The organism is Psychrobacter namhaensis, assembly GCF_016107545.1.
Classification (GTDB): domain Bacteria; phylum Pseudomonadota; class Gammaproteobacteria; order Pseudomonadales; family Moraxellaceae; genus Psychrobacter; species Psychrobacter namhaensis.
The window spans coordinates 12,827-30,305 of record NZ_JABASS010000011.1 but is presented as its reverse complement, the minus strand read 5'-3'; the positions used below and the strand labels follow the sequence as shown (position 1 = coordinate 30,305).

Genomic DNA, 17,479 nt, shown 5'->3' with positions numbered 1-17,479 from the left:
ATCACTTGTGGGCTGTGCTTACTTAATAAAACTCAATGTGACTGAGCACATGCTCTTGCACCATATAGGCACAGACATAAGCACTTGGCCACGCAAAAATAAAGGCCAGACCCCAGGAGTGCAAAAGCTCGGTAAAGAAGCCATCGACGTAGCCGACTTTGACGAGTAGTAACGCTGACGAAATAATCAAAGACATCATCAATGCCATAAGACCGGTAAAAATAAGGCGGTAGTACTTGCGCCGTATGCGTATTCTGATGAGAGGGAGTTTGGCCATAATATTAAGGGTGTCCTACAGGGCGATCGCTACGCGCCGTGGATAATGCTGGCACGTATAATGCAGATAATGGTGAGCAGATAAATGCTCGTGAGTCACGAGATGGTCGGCTAGTAGCGCTCATGATATCTTGTGATGATAAGCGGGTAAAATCGTTATTACTAACTTTGGCCTTTGCCATATTATATTGTCCTGCTTCTATAAAAAAAGTATGCTAAAAAACTGAGTCTACCGTACTAAAAAACCGACAAATGTGAGGGTGTACATGCCAAATCAGCAACAAAACACACTGGGCATCATCGGTGGTATGAGCTGGGAGAGTACCCAAAGCTATTATCGTCTGATTAATGAAGGGGTCAAGGCTGAGCTTGGCGGTCTACATTCAGCAGACCTACTCATTCATAGTGTGGACTTTGCGCCAATCGGTGCGTTACAAGCGCAAGGCGCATGGGATGAGTTGGGTAACATCATGGCAAGTAGTGGCACACGCTTGCAAGCGGCTGGCGCGAAAGGACTGTTAATCGCGACCAATACCATGCATAAAGTTATGGATAATGTACAAGAGGCGACCAATTTACCCATAATTCATATTGCTGATGCGACTGCTAATGCGATCAAAGAACAAAACCTGACCAAGATTGCTTTACTCGGCACCGAATTTACCATGACACAAGACTTCTATAAGCAGCGTCTGATGGATGCAGGCTTGCAAGTACTGATACCAGAAGAGGAGGCACGAGCAGAAGTACATCGCATTATCTATGAGGAGCTGTGCCAAGGGCAAATAAAAGACAGTTCGCGTCACTATTACGTCGATGTCATCAAAGCCCTTGCTGAGCAAGGCGCTGAAGGTGTGATACTAGGCTGTACAGAGATTGGCCTATTGATCACGCAAGCGGACAGTCCGTTGCCCGTTTTTGATACCACGGCTATTCATGCAAAAGCGGCTGTTGCGTTCTTATTAAATAAAGATTAATGGGTCGTTATCCGCTATAGTTTTATGGCGAGTTAAAAATTGCGATAAGCTTTTTGTCTATGATGAATAAGGAGATTTTGATGACATTATTGCGCGCCAGTATCACCGCGTTACTATTGGTTTCGGTCGTAGGATGTACCACACCCAATACCGTGACAGTCAACACCGCCCAAAAGCTCGTACAGTATGAGCGAAATAAAGCCGACCTTGAAAAAAAGGTATTTACACTGGCGTCTGGCGATACCATGACCTACCTAGAAGGCGGTAACTTAAATGGTGAGCCTTTGTTATTGATCCATGGCTTTGGGGCGAACAAAGATAACTTTACCCGTATTGCTAAAGAATTGGGAGATTATCATTTAATCATTCCTGACTTGTTGGGCTTTGGCGAGTCGAGTAAGCCGCAGCAAGCCGACTACCGTACGGATGCCCAAGCGCAGCGTTTGCACGAGCTCATGCAAGCTAAAGGCTTGGCTGGTAGTATCCATGTAGGCGGTAACTCGATGGGCGGCGGTATCAGTGTCGCCTACGCAGCCATGTACCCTGATAGCGTCAAAAGCTTATGGTTACTCGACAGTGGTGGCTTTTGGTCAGCAGGGTTTCCAGAAGACAGGTTTGGCGATGGTAGTCTTGAAGATAGCCCGCTGTTGGTCAAGAATGCGGATGACTATTTTGCCTTATATGATTTGGTCATGTACGACCCGCCCTATATTCCCAAAACCGTGCAAGCCGTCTTTGCTCAGAGCAACATTGCCAACCGAGAGCTGCATGCCAACATCCTTAAGCAGATCACGGAAGACGATGTGGAAGCACGCGCCAAAGTCATTGCTCAACACAATATTCCAACGCTTGTCGTTTGGGGTGCTGAGGACAAAATTATAAAGCCTGAGACAGCAGTCGTGATGAAACAATTAATGCCGCAAGCGAAGGTCATTACGATGCCTAAGGTTGGCCACATACCGATGGTAGAAGCAGTAGATCAGACGGCGGAGGATTATAAAAGGTTTCGGGCAGGGCTTAAAGATAAGTAAGCTATAATTCTTTTACCAGGCGCTTTAGCAATGTCGTTGTATTCTCATCTCTAACCAAAGCGACGCCTTGTCCTGCCCACAAAGATTGATACTCTGCGTCCAAGCGCTTAGTCGCATCCGCCCGCATAAATTTGGTCATGGCATTCAATTGTGGGTAGGGCGGTAGGTTCTGCTCGCTCTCAAATTGTGCAAAATCTTGCAAATAGTTGTTTAATAAACCACGCGCAAGCTTGCCGGAAAACAGGCGAGTTAAGCGCGTCTCAGTACTTCGTGCCCTTTCACTGGCATCAAGTAGCGCTTGTTTATAAGTGCCATTGATACCGCATTTATCTGTGGTTAAAAATGCCGTCCCCAGTTGCGCAAGTTCAGCACCTGCTGTTTGTACCGCTCTGATATCCTGTGCCGTCATAATGCTACCCGCTGCAATCAACGGAATATCAGTATAAACGCGCGTTTGGCCAATCAGCGTCAATAATCCCAAAGGATCGGTTTCGCTTTGTGGTAACCAGCCGCCACGATGACCGCCTGCTTCCACTCCTTGTACACACACCGCGTCCGCACCTATATCCGCCCATAGCTTGGCTTCCAATGGATGATTGGCCGTACCGATGACGCGTGTCCCTAGACGCTGCAACCGCTGAACTTGCTCAGCACTGATAATGCCAAAGGTAAAACTGGCGACCGGCACAGGATTGTCATAGAGCACTTGCAACTGTTCGGCAAAGTGTTGTGCAGGACGCTCAGGTAACGTAAATTCTATATTATGCTCTTGGTAATATTGACTCAGCCAAGCAGGCATAGCCGTATCAAAGGTGCTCGACTCATACTCAGACAACACCATCAGATTGACCATAAAGGGGCGATCCGTTATGGTTTTAATCGTATTGATTTGACTATCCAAAACATCTGGCGCGGTCATGCCAGCACCCAACGATCCCAGCCCACCAAAATTACTGACGCAGGCAATCAACTCAGGCGTGGTCGCTCCGCCTGCCATTGGTGCTTGGATGATGGGGTAGGTTAGGTTAAGCGTATTAAGTAAGCTCATGATAGATCCTTTTTATTAGGATATTTGCATGACTTACTGTAGCAGAGGAAGGCAGAGCGCGTGTTGGATAGTGTTTATTTAGTTGCTGAATATGGCAGAAAGTTTTGGACTACATGAGAGATCCTAGCTAAAACACCTATATCTTAAGAGTTAAGTTGAGCTGTTGATATGGTATTTTGACTAATAAATTCAATAAGATTATTAAGTTTCTTTACGAGTAGGTATTAGTTATGGAAGATAAATTATAATCCACATTCATGTATAAATTTTGATATCATTCAAGCATGCTTTGCATGTCTACAATGAGAAATGCTCAAATTTTTCATAACTCTTAGAACATTGAATAATTGATTACCAAACTACAAAAGGGATAATACGTGGAATTAATAAGTAAGATACATGATAATCGTATCAATGCGGTTAATATTCTTTTTGAAATGAGTATTGAAGAATACTATTTATTATCAACCGAAATTCTTACTAAAAATAAGTTTCAAAGGAGAAGAGTAAAGTCTTCTTCTACTGTGTATAGTTTGCTAAAAGAAGACTTAGTAGTAGGTTGTATCATCCCTCCAATTGTTTTAGCTATTTCTGATAAAGAATTTAAAGATAATTCAAACCTCAAACAAGAAAGATATAATGACTACATCCAAGAAAAACAAGATAAACTGATTATACTGGATGGACTCCAAAGAACATTTACGATCAGGGATTTATATAAAGAGTTAAACGACTCTGAAGATAGTTCTAGACTTGAAAATCTAAAAAATCAAAAGCTGAGGATTGAGATTTATTTTGGAATGAGCAAGACTGATATCTTGTATAGAATGCTAACTTTAAATACTGGTCAAACTCCTATGTCAATGAGACATCAAATAGAAATTCTTTATTCCGACTATCTAGAAAAAGATTTGGATGGAGTATTGCTAATAATGGAGTCAGATGAAAAATCACCTAGTAATCCAAGTGAATATAAATTCAAAGACATTGTTGAAGGTTTTAATTCTTATCTAGATAGAGATTACCTTCCTATAGATAGGAGCACTGTGCTTGAAAATATTAAAAGTTTAGATAAGTTATCCTCAGAGTCTAAAAGCCAAAAAGATGATTTATTCTTAAGTTATTTAAAAGCATTTGATAAATTTATTAATATTTTATCTTGTAAATCTAGTGGTTGGATATTTGACGATAATACTTTAGAAACGGAACTATCTACATCACCATTTGGAAAAGATATCATAGGCTTATTCAGGAAGCCTCAAGTTATGACTGGTTTTGGCTCTGCTATAGGAAAGCTTATAGATTTCAATGCTCTTGAAAGTATAGATGATGTGTTAGTTTTAATCGACGATATAAACTTATCTGAAATAGAAGATAACGCAATAGGTGTAAATAATGGTTTCAATAACTATATTACTAAGTTAGATTTAATAAGGAAAACAGCTACGAAAATAGGTAATGATCAGCGTTTGTTTTTTCACTACTTATTTCGTGAGTTATTTGACAAAAAAGGAGACGCGTATTTAAATTTTGATCGTTCCGTCGATGAGGCTTACTCCATGTATATTAGAAAGACACAATAAAATGACTATAAAATTTAATGGATTAGAGTTTAATGATGTTGAGTTTGAAGAAATAAATTCAAGAAATATTTTTCGTATATATGACAACGAGAGAAAATCATCACTAGATTTTGAGTATAAGCCTACAGTTTATACAGAATATGATAAGAATGATTATCAGTTGATTCTTTTAGAAAATAAATATTTAAAAGCTGAGAACGATGTGTTTCAGGTTTTTGGAGAAAAAATTGTAAATGGAAAGCCGGTAAAAAACTGTCTTGGTTGGATATTTACAATATCTAACTTAGAGAGTTTGGAACATGATTACGTCGATAATGTACATCTTAATAAGTATAAATTTGTAGCTTTTTTATTAATTCTTTTAAATTGCAATAAGGAATTTATTAATTACAAAGAAAAATATAGTTTATCTGATATATATGAAGACGATGTCATTGTCTTTATAGTATGTAAAAAAAACTTAAATTCGATTACAGAATCAAATATTTATGACTACTTTCCTAGCTTGATTAAATATGAATACAATCATATAGAAAATACTAGAAGTATTAGTCATAAAAAGTACTTCCTTGATGAAATTAGAAATAAAGATAAAATTGTATTGAAAGAAACAGATATAAACATTAGAGAGAATGAGTTTCTTTATAATTTATTTACTAAGTATCTAAAAAACTTAGAACATAGTCTACTGAGATTTCATTTGCTTTATCAAGTGGTCGAATACTGCATAGATATAATATTTGATAATAAATCAGATAAAATAATAAAAAAATTTAGCGATAATCAAATGAGTAAAAATGAATTTATTGAAAGAATAAGCTCATCTCGTAAAGAAAGAACAAGGGTTAACATCTTAACTGAAAATATTGTGAAGCAGTCTGAGTATTCCAATCTAAAAGATAATTGTGTTGAGCTACTGAATAGTTGTAAGAGAGAGCCTAGGAACACTATAGGGGATTTAATCTATGATGTTAGGAATTTGGTGGTTCACGACTTCAAAATAATAAAAGATACTGAGTATGAAAAACTAACAGATATTGTTAACGATTTTGAAATGCTAGTAGTTTCGATTGTCGAGGATTTTCTAACTACACTAGAATAGATTCAAAGGCTGATTTATCCTAAAAAAAGAGCCAATTATCTAAGCCATTAAAAAGATGACTAAGAAAACTGACCCATTCTTATAACTTTACTTTTCAACTTTTATGACTAATTCAACTGCAATGATCCTGTCGCATTCATCAATAGTTCAACTACATCATCACCACTGATGACGTTAAAGCGTTTGTCGATGGCAGGCTCTTCCACATCATTGTGCTTCATGCAAGCGCCGCAGACCAATACTTGCCCGCCTTTTTCAATAAAGGTTTCCAGCAATTCGCCAGCAGGCTCAAATGGATCTCCAATATCAATATTATCTAGCGCATGTGGTTTTGCCAGATGTACTGCGTCCATCATCAAAATTACAGTGGCAGAGTGCCCTTTTTTAAGGGCCACACCTGCCATGGTAAAGGCTAGCGTGATTTTGCTTGGGTTTGATTCACTATTATCAAATAATGTACCAACATAATCCGTCGTGTTAGCCATATCGCTCTCCTTATAAGACCCTATTTAGGTGCGTATAATACTGTCAGTTCTACATAAATCAGATAGGGAATTAGACTTGCCCAGCCAATTATCTTGAACTGACTATACTTATTGATACTCTAACAATTAATATATTTATTAATATAATGTATTGTAAGGAAATAGTAGCTATAAGGTTACTTAGTTGTAACGAGTCGAGTCCCAAGAAGCGTTTGGCATAAATACGAATAAGAGATCGGCAAACCCTTTGATGAGAGACGTAGCACACATCTAGTCCTGCGGCGGCCAAGGACGCTCAGCATCACTCTCAATCCATTCGGCCACGTAACCTGTTGGCGGTAACTCCCAATCAGATTGACCCAACGCCGCGAGCACTTTTGATGTATCAATGACTCTACCGCCTTTGGTCACGCCCGTACGCAGTATGGCAGACGAGCAGGGCTTACCCTTGACCCACATCGACTGCTCGATATACATCCAGCGCGCATCAATGCCAACGATTTTGGTTTTAAGCGTGACTTTTTCAAAGGCGCGAATACGCTTGCGATACTGGATGGTACTGCCAGCGACGACCAACCCCCAACGCTGTTTCAATAGCTGCTTGCCAAGTCCTGTACGTACCGCAAAGTCGATACGTCCCAAATCATACAGCGTGAACACGCGACCATTATTCATCTCTAAGAAGTTATCGATATCCGTCAAGCGGCAGCGAAACTGAATCTCACTGGTCTCTTTCAGCGTTAAGGTCTGACCTTTTTTTACTTGTAGGGCGGCATGAGCGATGATACTGGCATAGCGGATAAATGGATACATAATCGGACTCTAAATGAGAAAATAGGGCAGAGCTTAGAAACACAGATGACTTATGATGATTTACGCAGAGGCCGCTGAGTCATCATCGGTCTTGGTTGCTTCTACAAAAAAACGCATCGCTGTACTCGGCAGCCAACCCAAATCAAATTTACGATTGCGGTAGTTGATAAACCCAATATGCCCGCCGTGATCGGTGTCAATCAAGGTCACATTGTTAGACACATCGCCACGTGTGGCAGTCGCACCCAAGAATGGATCATCTTTGGCGCTGATGATTAAGGTTGGTTTGGCTATATGAATCAGATGCGGCAACGCGGATGCTTGATAATAATAGTCGTTTTTGGAGCGAAAGCCATGCCGCGGCGCAGTGAAGATATCATCAAACTCGCTGATGCGGTTGGTGGCTTTAATGGCTTTAATCTCATCTTCGGTCAAATTGTTTTTGATGGCTTTGCTGACAATGGGGTTTAACAAGTAAGGTGTATAAATACGTCGACCCAAAAACCGCTCCATCGCCTGCGAGGAGGAGATCAGATCGACAGGCGCAGATGCCACCACAGCGGCCTTACAAAGCGCTGCCTCACCGTATTCACTCATGTATTTTGCCAGAGCATTACCGCCCAAAGACACGCCAATACTATAGACCGTTTGGTACTGCTGATTTAAATACTGTAGTGCGTGCTCAAGTTCACTGGTGTCACCTGCTTGATAAAACACTTGGCCTTTGACTGGGACGCCGCCGCAGCTACGAAAATGCACCACCACAAAATGCCAGTCGTTACGCTGTACGGCATGGGCGAGGGTACGCGCATAGTGGCTGTTGCTACTGCCTTCCATACCGTGAAATAAGACGACTAGGGGTTTTTGGTATTTTCCCTGATCTGCCAGCGTCTCATTAGTATCATAAAAATCATAGGCAATCTCGCTCTCATCGAGTGAGTCTTTGAGCAGCTCGCGGCGATATTCAGGGGCTTTCGCCGCAATAAATCTAGGCAAGATCGTTTGTAGATGAGCATTCTTCAACCAAAATGGCGGTTTAAAAGGGGCTGGAGAGAAAGCGTTGGTTGGTTTTGAAGTGGACATAGCGGGATCTTATTTAATTATCGTTAAAAAGCAATGCGTTATCATAACGTCAGCAATGGTTAAAACCAACAAGTTTCAGTGAACGCATGGTTACTCAAAACCACTGACGCAAAAACGTTTACGTTTTCTCCAAGACCCGTCCATCCATCGCAAGGCGTTCTTTTAGACTGTCTATATCTGCTGCAGCCAATGTCGCAGTCAGGGTAACTTGTTTACTATAATGTACCTCATCAATATGACCGTTTAGACTGTCGATCACATAGCGGCACTGCGCTTCGGTCGCAAACTCTGCCAAAATCTGCACTTGCAGCAGTGGTACATACGGGCTCAATGTCATTTGGTCGACGGCCGCTTGCGCTGAGCCTGCATAAGCGCGGGTGAGGCCGCCTGCGCCCAGTTTGATGCCGCCAAAGTAACGCACCACGATGATAATGACGTTGCCGATAGATTTATGCTGCAAAACATTTAAAATGGGTTTGCCTGCCGTACCGTTTGGCTCGCCATCATCATCAAAACCTGCGCTGGTGGTATTGTTGGGATCGCCAATAATATACGCCCAGCAGTGATGACGGGCGTCCGCATATTGCTCGCGTAATTGTTCCACGTGAAACATCGCGTCGTCACGTGACGTTACGGGATAAGCGTAAGCAATGAACTCAGATTTTTTGATTTCTAAGCGCGCGTTGACAGCACGTTTTAGCGTTTGATAGCTCATATTTCATCAGGTCTAGGTTGGATATGGTAAACTGGTCTAACTTTCACTGCTGTCCGTATTTGGCGCAGTGTTCATTTTATTTTTTATTATAGTACCACTTCTGACCAGTTAAGATAGCGAACAAGATAAGTGTGCATACTTGCGACGTTGGCTTTAGAGGCAGAGTAGGTATCATAAAACGGATGGTAGTCAATAGTATGCGTCTAGATAAATTTATTAGTAAAGCCACTGAGCTGTCGCGCAAAGAATCGAAAAAGATTATGCACGCTGGCGAAATCACGGTAAACGATCAAGTCATCAAAGATCCAGGGTTGCATGTCGATATCGTCAATGACGATGTGATGTGGGCAGGCGAGCCATTATCGGTCGCGACTGGTAACCGCTATATTTTACTGCATAAGCCTGAAGGGTTTGAGTGTACCTTAAAAGCCAAAGAGTACCCAATCGTCACCGAGCTGATCGCCGTACCAGAGCTTGGCAGCTTACGTATTGCTGGGCGACTCGATGTCGATACCACAGGCGCGCTGCTCATCAGTGATGATGGCGGCTGGCTGCACCGTGTCACCAGCCCTAAGCACGAGCATGCAAAAGTCTATGAGCTGACCTTAGCAGATGCGATGGATAGCGACGCCCAAGAAAAAGCGGTAAAAAAAGTTGCCGAAGGGATCTTATTAGAAGGCGATCACGAACCCACCAAGCCAGCGATTCTTGAGTTCATTGATGAAACGCACGCGCGTCTGACCTTAGAGCAAGGCAAGTACCATCAAGTCAAACGTATGATGGGGTATTTTGGTAATAAAGTGATCGAGCTGCATCGCGCCAGCATTGGCCATATCAACTTAGACGGTCTGGACAAAGGCGACAGTCGTTTCTTAACAGCCGATGAAGTCGCCAAGTTTTAAGTAAGACACTGCCCTAAAAAGTCGTCCCGAAAACCATCAGCAGCGCACCAAACGTCCGCTGCTTTTTGCTGTCTGTACACTGTCAGCTAGGTCTAACAGCGCTCTGTGTTGCCTGTCTCTTAAAGCTGGGTAGCAATTTTGCAATAATGCGTTTTTAAGCCTTTGCAAAAATCCACTCCATGCTACAGTCTATCTTTCTTTTTAATATATGTTTTTGCATAATATATGGCTCATTCGCTTTTTATAGGCTAGGTATGAGTACTATGTTGATCACCAAAACATACTCATTATGAAAACCCAGATAGGACTGTCTCTGTGAAACGCTCTTTATTAACATCCACTACTCTTATTGCTACTTTTATCGTGGCAACCACCGCTTGTGCTCAGCCTAACCCTGCTAATGTTAGCAGCAATCACACCAATCAAAATGTGGCCAGTCAAAATATAGCAAGGACTCAGGCGGCTGGCACGGTGAGTCCGTCTGTCGACAAGCGGCTGCGCCAAATCCTAAAGCAAGCAGGCATCAAAACGCAAATTACCTCTGTTGTGCCATCCAACTTCCCCCATATGTATCAAGTCAATTTGGTGGGTCAGTTGCCACTGCATATGACCGCAGATGGTAAGTACGTCATTCAAGGCGAGCTACAAAAGAACCCAAGCAAGCGAGTAGTGTCCAACATGGCGCAACGTAGTCACCGCGCACAAATAGGTCAGCCAGTCAGTTCTGCGCTCAAGTCAGCGCTGCTTGCCAATATGAGCGCGCTCAAAAACATGAGCACCAAAACCCCGTTCTTTTATACCGCAGTGCCGGGCGTTATTTGGGGCGCAACGATGGAGGGTGTGCCTTTCTTACTATCGGACGATGCGCAGTACATCACCGATGGTGAGATATCAGTGATCGAAAACGGTCAGTTTGTTGGTCTTGATACAGAGTTTGAGCAGCGTAAAAACCAATCGGTATTTGCGACATTGGATGCCGAGCAGCTGATTACTTATCCCGCCACCAGTCCTGAGAGAGCCGTTATATACGTGGCTGACGATGTGAATTGTCCCTACTGCCGCCGTCTACATCAGCGTTTGCCCATGCTCAATGCAAAAGGCGTCACGGTAAATATTATCGGCTATCCGATATATGAGCAGTCGCCCGCGCAAATGCGTGGTATTTGGTGTCAAGGTGATGAAGATAGCCGACGTAAAGCCTTTGATAAAGCCATGTTGCAAGGTGAGATGACGCTCGCACCTGCCAGTTGTAACATCGATCCTATCACGCCCAATCGCGAAAAAGCCGCAGGGCTTGCCGTGATGGCCACACCGGCCATTTATCGTGAAGATGGCGTGCTATACCAAGCAAGCTTTGAGAGTCCTGAGTTTCTCGAGTTCTTGGGAGTAGAGTAGCCAGTACCACTCATTCTAAATCGTTCTTATCAAATTTTTAATAAAAATGATCTATAAAAAAACCGCCCCATGAGTGAGTATCATGGGGCGGTTTCTATTTGGGATAATGGGTTGGGATAACGGACGTTTAAGGCAAAACAATATCAACGATTTTCCAGTCAATCAGGCCCTCACGCTGCATCTGTATGGTGAGGGGATAGCCTTTAACTTGACCGCTGATTTGGAAGCAATTTATACCGCAGTAGCTCAGTTCTAGTTTGTCACTATCAGAGCCTTGGGCTGCTTGTTGTTCGAGTACGGCTGCTTGTTTTTGCATCATTTGCTGCATTTGGCTTTGAACCACCGCGTTTACATCACCGCGCTGGATGATTAAATTTTGAATCAGGTTTTTTAAGTCGACTTGATTGCTGGCGATTGCCCACGCTGCCGCCAGCTCTTTGGTGGCGGTATTGGCTTGGCCTTGCGTGTTGATGATTTTTTCGATATTTTGCGGCGTAATCGCGCCATCGACTGCCTGCGCGATAAAACTGTTGGCGGCTTGGATTAATGGCTCGCCGCCCAGCTCAGCGACCAACGGATAGTTGCTCATAGTCGCCGAAAACTGACTGGTTAATTGGTTCTGAATACTGGGTCGCACTTGATCATAGTCAATAGCCGCCGCGATGGTGGCACCATCTTTGGCATCATAAGCGTTTTTGAGCTGATAAGCGCTGTAATAAGGCGAACCTACATAGACTGCCACTGCTATGACCATCAATAAAACAATCAGCTTCTTCATAACAATCGATTCCTTATCACAAATTAATGGCTTTGAAGGTAAATATGAACCGCAGTGTTTATTCAACAATAAACAGGGCGATAAATACTAGCATGGCTGACCGTTATGACGGTACGAAAACCTTTGTGTATTTCTTAATAAAACCTTTTTGTATGGGCTATCTCATCCTAACTCACACTTTCCCTGCCTAAGCGCTTGATAAATCGCTGTGCCATCTCCATAAATAGCGCAAACTTTTAATAATTGATTTGGCTAAGCAGCATCCTGCCGTATTCGCTTATAGATTCATACGTTATCTTCTCGTTTTCCCCTTATCTTCTACTATGTTTCATGTGAAACCTTAGAGTGCGATGGTGGGAGGTTAGAGAGGATGGATTAGGGTTAATGAATCGACTGGCCGGTAGACTGTAAAGACGATAGGAGAGCCCATGAGTAAGCGCGATTTTTATGAAGTGTTAGGTGTCAGCAAGACGGCTGATAGCAAAGAGATTAAGCGGGCTTACCGCAAGCTGGCGATGAAATATCACCCAGACCGTAACTCTGATGACCCTGATGCAGAAGATAAATTTAAAGAAGCGTCAATGGCTTATGAAGTACTGAGTGATGAAGAAAAACGTTCAGCCTATGACCGTATGGGTCACTCTGCCTTTGAAAATGGCATGGGCGGTGGCGGCTTTGGCGGTGCAGGCGGCGGCAATTTCCAAGACATCTTTGGCGATATCTTTGGTAACTTTGGTGATATCTTTGGTCAGTCGCGTGGCGGCGGTGGGCGTTCGCGTCGTGGGTCAGACCTACGTTATGTGATTGAGCTGACGCTCGAAGAAGCGGTACGCGGCTGCAAAAAAGAAATCAGTTTTACTGCCCCTGCGCCTTGTGACACTTGTGATGGTAAAGGGGCAAAAGATGCCTCTGATGTCGTGACTTGTCAGATGTGTCATGGGCAAGGCCAAGTTCGTATGCAACAAGGCTTTTTTGCGGTTCAACAAGCTTGCCCGCAGTGTGGCGGCACGGGTAAACAAATCAAAAACCCTTGTCCTGACTGTCATGGCAATGGGGTGAAGGACAAATCACGCACGCTAGAGGTTTCTATCCCAGCAGGCGTTGATGATGGGGATCGCGTCCGTCTAGCAGGCGAGGGCGAAGCTGGCGGTGCGGGTGTGCAAAATGGCGATCTGTATGTCGAAGTACGCGTCAAACCGCACAACGTCTTTACTCGTCAAGGCGCTGACCTCTACATGGATGTGCCAGTGAGTATTACCGATGCGGCATTGGGTAAAGAAGTTGAAATCCCAACCTTAGATGGCAAAGTAAAAATCAAAGTTGCCGAAGGGACCCAAAGTGGCAAATTGCTACGTGTACGGGGTAAAGGCGTAACGCCAGTTCGTACGACGATGAAAGGCGATTTGATTTGCCGTGTGGTCATCGAGACGCCCGTGAACCTCACACGTGAGCAAAAAGATCTGCTACGTCAATTCCAAGATACGTTGGATGATGATAGCAAGCATCAGCAATCGCCCCATAAAAAGTCTTTCTTTAAAAAGATTGGCGACTTGTTTGACTAAAAGTCCTGTCTAACAGAGATTTGTTTAGCATACTAGCCCAAAGGCTCCATGTGAAACCTTTGGGCTTTTTATTGGTGGTATAAAAAACCATTCATGGGGCGATATTTGCTAAACTTACGACAAACAGTGTTTAAAAACAACGGTATTAACTATAAAGGGCGTAGGATAAAAATATGAGTGAGCAAGTAAGTCATCAATCTATCAAGGTAGGGGTAATCGGTGCGGGTGGACGTATGGGGCGTATGCTCATCGAAGCCATCAATGACAACCCCCAAACGACGCTAAAAGCTGCAATTGAACGTCAAGGCTCAAGCCTCGTTGGCGCAGATGCGGGCGAAGTCGCGGCGATCGGTTGTTTAAACGTAGAGATAGTCGACGATTTAAAATCGGTAGTAGACGCCATCGACGTCTTGATTGACTTTAGCTTGCCTGATGCCACTGAACAAAACATGCAAATTTGTGCTGAGCACAAAGTCGCTATGGTTATCGGTACCACGGGCTTTAATGAGCAGCAAGAGCAAGTACTGACACAAGCCAGTGAGAACGTGGCCATTGTTTACGCCGGTAACTATTCAACAGGCGTCAATTTGTCATTAAAGCTACTAGCAATGGCTGCCAAAGCCTTTGGAGAAGAGGCTGATGTAGAAGTCATCGAAGCCCATCACAAACATAAAATCGATGCCCCATCAGGTACAGCGTATATGATGGCAGAGGCCGTTGCAGAAGCACGTGGACAGCAACTAAAAGACGTGGCCGTGTATGGCCGAGAAGGTCAAACGGGCGAGCGCGAAGCAGGGACGATTGGTATTCATGCCATTCGTGGAGGCGAGATCATTGGCGATCACACCGTGATGTTTATTGCCGATGGCGAAGTCGTTGAGATTACCCACCGTGCACGAGCGCGGATGACTTTTGCTGCTGGGGCGGTACGTGCTGCCACTTGGGTCATTCAGCAATCAGCTGGGCAATATAACATGCAGGATGTTTTAGGCTTAAATGAGTAGGGTTTTCTAGTTATGGCTGTACTGATTTACTCATCATGAGGAATGGCACGTGAATCAATTTAGAGGAGGGCTGATAGCGACGCTTAGTAATATGATGGCTTTGATTATTGGCTATATACGCCAAACCGCCTTGGTTCTAATTTCTCTAAGAGTACAGTAGTTGCTGGCTGGTGAGAGGGTCAAACACAAAAAAGCGCGGCACTGCGATATACAGTGCCGCGCTTTTTATTAATGCCAGTTATGAAAAACCAATCAATGATTGGAAACTAGTCAACGTAAACCACTTCTAATGGCGGAAAACCATTGAACTCAACCGATGAGTAAGAGTTGGTATAAGCACCCGTCGTCAACCAAAAGATTTTATCGCCAATCTCCAGCTCTTCAGGTAGCTGATAGCCTGCTTCTTCGTACATGATGTCAGTTGAATCACAGGTGGGGCCTGCCAATACCACCGTACCTTCGCTGGTGGACGTTTCCATCTTTGGCGTATAAACAGGATACTTGATGGATTCACCCAATGTCTCGATTAAGCCTTGGAACAAGCCTACATCCGTATACACCCAGCGCGTCAAATCCGTATTTGATTTACGAGAAATCAAGACCACATCACTGACCAACACCCCTGAACCGCCAACCAATGAACGTCCTGGCTCAAGAATAATCTCAGGCATGTCTTCGGCATTATAATCATCCGTCAGATAGCGATTGATCTCTTCTGCATAGACCTTGATGGGATTCACTTCACTGATGTAGTTGGCTGGAAAACCGCCACCCAAATTAATCATTTGTAGCTTAATGTCTTCTTCATTTTTCATCCAGTCAAACATGTATTTGACCTTGGCCAGCGCATCATCCCAAGCAGCGACATCTTTTTGCTGACTGCCCACATGAAACGAGATGCCGTAAGGCACCAAGCCCAAATCGCGAGCTTGAATCAACAGCTCAATCGCCATATCAGGGTGGCAACCAAACTTGCGTGACAATGGCCATTCAGCGGTCTCTGACCCTTGCACCAAGATACGCACAAAGATTTTTGACCCTGGAGCGTGCTTTGCGATATTTTTTAAATCTGCTTCTGAATCGGTTGCATATAAAGTGATGCCTTTATCAAATGCATATTTGACATGTTCGGCTTTTTTGATGGTGTTACCGTAAGAGATGCGTGACGCATCCACTCCGCAGTCGAGCACTCTATCAAGCTCATAAATTGACGCACAGTCAAAGTTTGAGCCAAGATCAGCAAGTAGATCGATGACTTCGACCGCAGGACTGGCCTTCATCGCATAATGAATTTTGGCAGTAGGGAAAAAACCAACCATTTCATGATATTTGGTTTTAATGCGGTTTAGGTCCACTACCAAAAGTGGCGTCTCGCGACCTTCAGCCGCTTTGGTGAATTTCTGCCAGCCGGCAGGGTCAAAATATTGGTCAATTTTGATCATGGTCATGGTAGAAAACCTTTAATGAAGAAAAATATATGTTAGAGAATTAAAGCGAGGTCACATCACTATTTTATTGCCTCATGCCATTATGAATCTAAGCTTATGAATTTAAGCCTATGAGCCAATTGGCTGATGTAACACTCGCTTTATATGACAAGAGCGCTAAATAAAAGCCCGATCAAGAATTGGTGGTTTGCGGCTGTTTATCTGCTGTGTGTTCGCCTTGTTTTTCACGTATCTTGATGACTTTACGCACTTTATCGCGAGCACGCGTTTGTTTTAGACGTGATAAATAATCGACGAATATTACTCCATTTAGATGATCCATTTCATGTTGAATACATACCGCCAGTAAGCCTTCTACTTCTTCATCAATTTTTTCACCATTCTCATCCAACGCTTCGATACGTACTTTATTCGGACGTTCGACCTTATCATAGACATCAGGTACCGATAAACAACCCTCTTCATACGGTTGTTTTTCTTCTACCAGCGGCGTCACTTTTGGGTTAATAAACACCCTAGGGCTATTTTTATCTTCAGATAAATCCATGACAATGAGTTGAATATGATGGTCCACCTGACTGGCCGCCAGACCAATACCTTGGGCATCATACATGGTCTCAATCATATCAGCGATTAAGGTTTTGATTTCAGCAGTCACTTCCTTGACAGGCTTGGCAATGGTGCGCAAGCGCGGGTCTGGGTAATTTAAGATAGGGAGTAATGCCATAACGCTCACCTCAATGATAAGGATAAAATAGGGTTGATATTATAAGATAAATGGGGACAAAAGTAATGCTTATCAATACTTTCCCGCCTAGATCACACTTTTTTGGCTGGCGAAGGTCGAACAATATCAGCCAAACTCAACAGAGAAAAGCCCTGCAATCCGCAAGGCTTTTCTGTTTTTGATTCAGCTGATGTGTAGCAAGCACTTATACGCCGCGTTTGCTGACGATCATCTCATACAAGAAAAGTAGGATGATGGCACCAATCACTGAGAAGATCAGACCCGTAAAGCCGCCATCCGCATCGATACCGATGAGGCCTGCAAGAAAGCCGCCCAACAACGCACCAACGATACCCAGTACAATGGTCATTATCCAGCCCATAGGGTCACTGCCAGGCTTAATGGCACGTGCTAATAGACCTGCGACCAAACCTACGATAATCATCCAAATAAAGCTCATTCTATTCTCCTAATTTATTATCATTCATCATATTTTGCTAATTTTGATAAATACATTGTAAGCACTGCATAGGCGTAAAGGTAAGCGCGA

Annotated in this window: 19 protein-coding genes; 8 read left to right on the top strand and 11 right to left on the bottom strand. The window is 43.4% G+C overall.

Features of this window, described 5'->3' with window-relative positions; genetic code table 11:
* Positions 1 to 22: 22 nt before the first annotated feature.
* Together JFC06_RS09000 and JFC06_RS08995 are read right to left on the bottom strand one after the other, a co-directional pair.
* Positions 23 to 277 carry a DUF2798 domain-containing protein gene (locus JFC06_RS09000; RefSeq protein WP_193006406.1) on the bottom strand — a complete coding sequence of 85 codons (255 nt, stop codon included), beginning with the start codon at positions 275 to 277 and terminating at the stop codon, positions 23 to 25.
* Between the two features lie 4 nt (positions 278 to 281).
* Positions 282 to 458 carry a hypothetical protein gene (locus tag JFC06_RS08995; protein WP_198334777.1) on the bottom strand — a complete coding sequence of 59 codons (177 nt, stop codon included), beginning with the start codon at positions 456 to 458 and terminating at the stop codon, positions 282 to 284.
* Between the two features lie 84 nt (positions 459 to 542).
* Here JFC06_RS08995 and JFC06_RS08990 point away from each other — a divergent pair, with 84 nt between their 5' ends.
* Together JFC06_RS08990 and JFC06_RS08985 are read left to right on the top strand one after the other, a co-directional pair.
* A complete protein-coding gene (locus JFC06_RS08990) occupies positions 543 to 1,253 on the top strand; it encodes an aspartate/glutamate racemase family protein (protein ID WP_198334776.1) in 711 nt (236 codons plus the stop codon).
* A gap of 80 nt (positions 1,254 to 1,333) precedes the next feature.
* Positions 1,334 to 2,284 (top strand): alpha/beta fold hydrolase, encoded by a 951-nt coding sequence (locus tag JFC06_RS08985; protein WP_198334775.1) that lies wholly within the window; start codon positions 1,334 to 1,336, stop codon positions 2,282 to 2,284.
* Position 2,285: 1 nt separating this feature from the next.
* Here the strand turns inward: JFC06_RS08985 and JFC06_RS08980 are convergent, their stop codons facing one another.
* Positions 2,286 to 3,332: an NAD(P)H-dependent flavin oxidoreductase gene (locus JFC06_RS08980; RefSeq protein ID WP_198334774.1), complete on the bottom strand. Its 1,047-nt coding sequence runs from the start codon at positions 3,330 to 3,332 to the stop codon at positions 2,286 to 2,288.
* Positions 3,333 to 3,709: 377 nt separating this feature from the next.
* Here JFC06_RS08980 and JFC06_RS08975 point away from each other — a divergent pair, with 377 nt between their 5' ends.
* Positions 3,710 to 4,915, top strand: coding sequence for a hypothetical protein (locus JFC06_RS08975; protein WP_198334773.1), 1,206 nt, complete (start codon positions 3,710 to 3,712; stop codon positions 4,913 to 4,915).
* A gap of 1 nt (position 4,916) precedes the next feature.
* Positions 4,917 to 6,017, top strand: coding sequence for a hypothetical protein (locus tag JFC06_RS08970; RefSeq protein ID WP_198334772.1), 1,101 nt, complete (start codon positions 4,917 to 4,919; stop codon positions 6,015 to 6,017).
* Between the two features lie 107 nt (positions 6,018 to 6,124).
* On the opposite strand, the gene JFC06_RS08965 is transcribed toward JFC06_RS08970, so the two are convergent.
* From JFC06_RS08965 to JFC06_RS08950, 4 genes are all read right to left on the bottom strand, one after another.
* Complete coding sequence (locus JFC06_RS08965) at positions 6,125 to 6,502, bottom strand: DsrE family protein (RefSeq protein WP_198334771.1); 378 nt, start codon at positions 6,500 to 6,502, stop codon at positions 6,125 to 6,127.
* 270 nt (positions 6,503 to 6,772) lie between these two features.
* Positions 6,773 to 7,315, bottom strand: a complete 543-nt coding sequence (locus tag JFC06_RS08960) for an acyl-CoA thioesterase (RefSeq protein ID WP_198334770.1) — start codon at positions 7,313 to 7,315, stop codon at positions 6,773 to 6,775.
* Between the two features lie 60 nt (positions 7,316 to 7,375).
* Positions 7,376 to 8,398 (bottom strand): YheT family hydrolase, encoded by a 1,023-nt coding sequence (locus tag JFC06_RS08955; protein WP_198334769.1) that lies wholly within the window; start codon positions 8,396 to 8,398, stop codon positions 7,376 to 7,378.
* A 118-nt stretch (positions 8,399 to 8,516) separates the two neighbouring features.
* Complete coding sequence (locus tag JFC06_RS08950; RefSeq protein WP_198334768.1) at positions 8,517 to 9,113, bottom strand: YigZ family protein; 597 nt, start codon at positions 9,111 to 9,113, stop codon at positions 8,517 to 8,519.
* A gap of 197 nt (positions 9,114 to 9,310) precedes the next feature.
* Here JFC06_RS08950 and JFC06_RS08945 point away from each other — a divergent pair, with 197 nt between their 5' ends.
* Positions 9,311 to 10,015, top strand: a complete 705-nt coding sequence (locus tag JFC06_RS08945; protein ID WP_193005692.1) for a pseudouridine synthase — start codon at positions 9,311 to 9,313, stop codon at positions 10,013 to 10,015.
* 315 nt (positions 10,016 to 10,330) lie between these two features.
* Positions 10,331 to 11,410: a disulfide isomerase DsbC N-terminal domain-containing protein gene (locus JFC06_RS08940; RefSeq protein WP_198334767.1), complete on the top strand. Its 1,080-nt coding sequence runs from the start codon at positions 10,331 to 10,333 to the stop codon at positions 11,408 to 11,410.
* Between the two features lie 127 nt (positions 11,411 to 11,537).
* On the opposite strand, the gene JFC06_RS08935 is transcribed toward JFC06_RS08940, so the two are convergent.
* Entirely contained in the window at positions 11,538 to 12,188 is a 651-nt protein-coding gene (locus JFC06_RS08935; protein WP_198334766.1) for a DUF2939 domain-containing protein, read from the bottom strand.
* A gap of 428 nt (positions 12,189 to 12,616) precedes the next feature.
* On the opposite strand from JFC06_RS08935, the gene dnaJ reads away from it, so the two are divergent.
* Positions 12,617 to 13,750: a molecular chaperone DnaJ gene (gene dnaJ / locus JFC06_RS08930; protein WP_193005689.1), complete on the top strand. Its 1,134-nt coding sequence runs from the start codon at positions 12,617 to 12,619 to the stop codon at positions 13,748 to 13,750.
* A 173-nt stretch (positions 13,751 to 13,923) separates the two neighbouring features.
* Positions 13,924 to 14,754, top strand: a complete 831-nt coding sequence (gene dapB / locus JFC06_RS08925; RefSeq protein ID WP_198334765.1) for a 4-hydroxy-tetrahydrodipicolinate reductase — start codon at positions 13,924 to 13,926, stop codon at positions 14,752 to 14,754.
* A 266-nt stretch (positions 14,755 to 15,020) separates the two neighbouring features.
* On the opposite strand, the gene JFC06_RS08920 is transcribed toward dapB, so the two are convergent.
* The 3 genes from JFC06_RS08920 to JFC06_RS08910 form a co-directional block, all read right to left on the bottom strand.
* Complete coding sequence (locus JFC06_RS08920) at positions 15,021 to 16,196, bottom strand: type III PLP-dependent enzyme (RefSeq protein ID WP_198334823.1); 1,176 nt, start codon at positions 16,194 to 16,196, stop codon at positions 15,021 to 15,023.
* Between the two features lie 178 nt (positions 16,197 to 16,374).
* Complete coding sequence (def, locus tag JFC06_RS08915; protein WP_198334764.1) at positions 16,375 to 16,929, bottom strand: peptide deformylase; 555 nt, start codon at positions 16,927 to 16,929, stop codon at positions 16,375 to 16,377.
* 205 nt (positions 16,930 to 17,134) lie between these two features.
* On the bottom strand, positions 17,135 to 17,389 hold the full coding sequence (locus JFC06_RS08910; RefSeq protein WP_198334763.1) for a GlsB/YeaQ/YmgE family stress response membrane protein: 255 nt from the start codon (positions 17,387 to 17,389) through the stop codon (positions 17,135 to 17,137).
* Between the last annotated feature and the right edge of the window lie 90 nt (positions 17,390 to 17,479).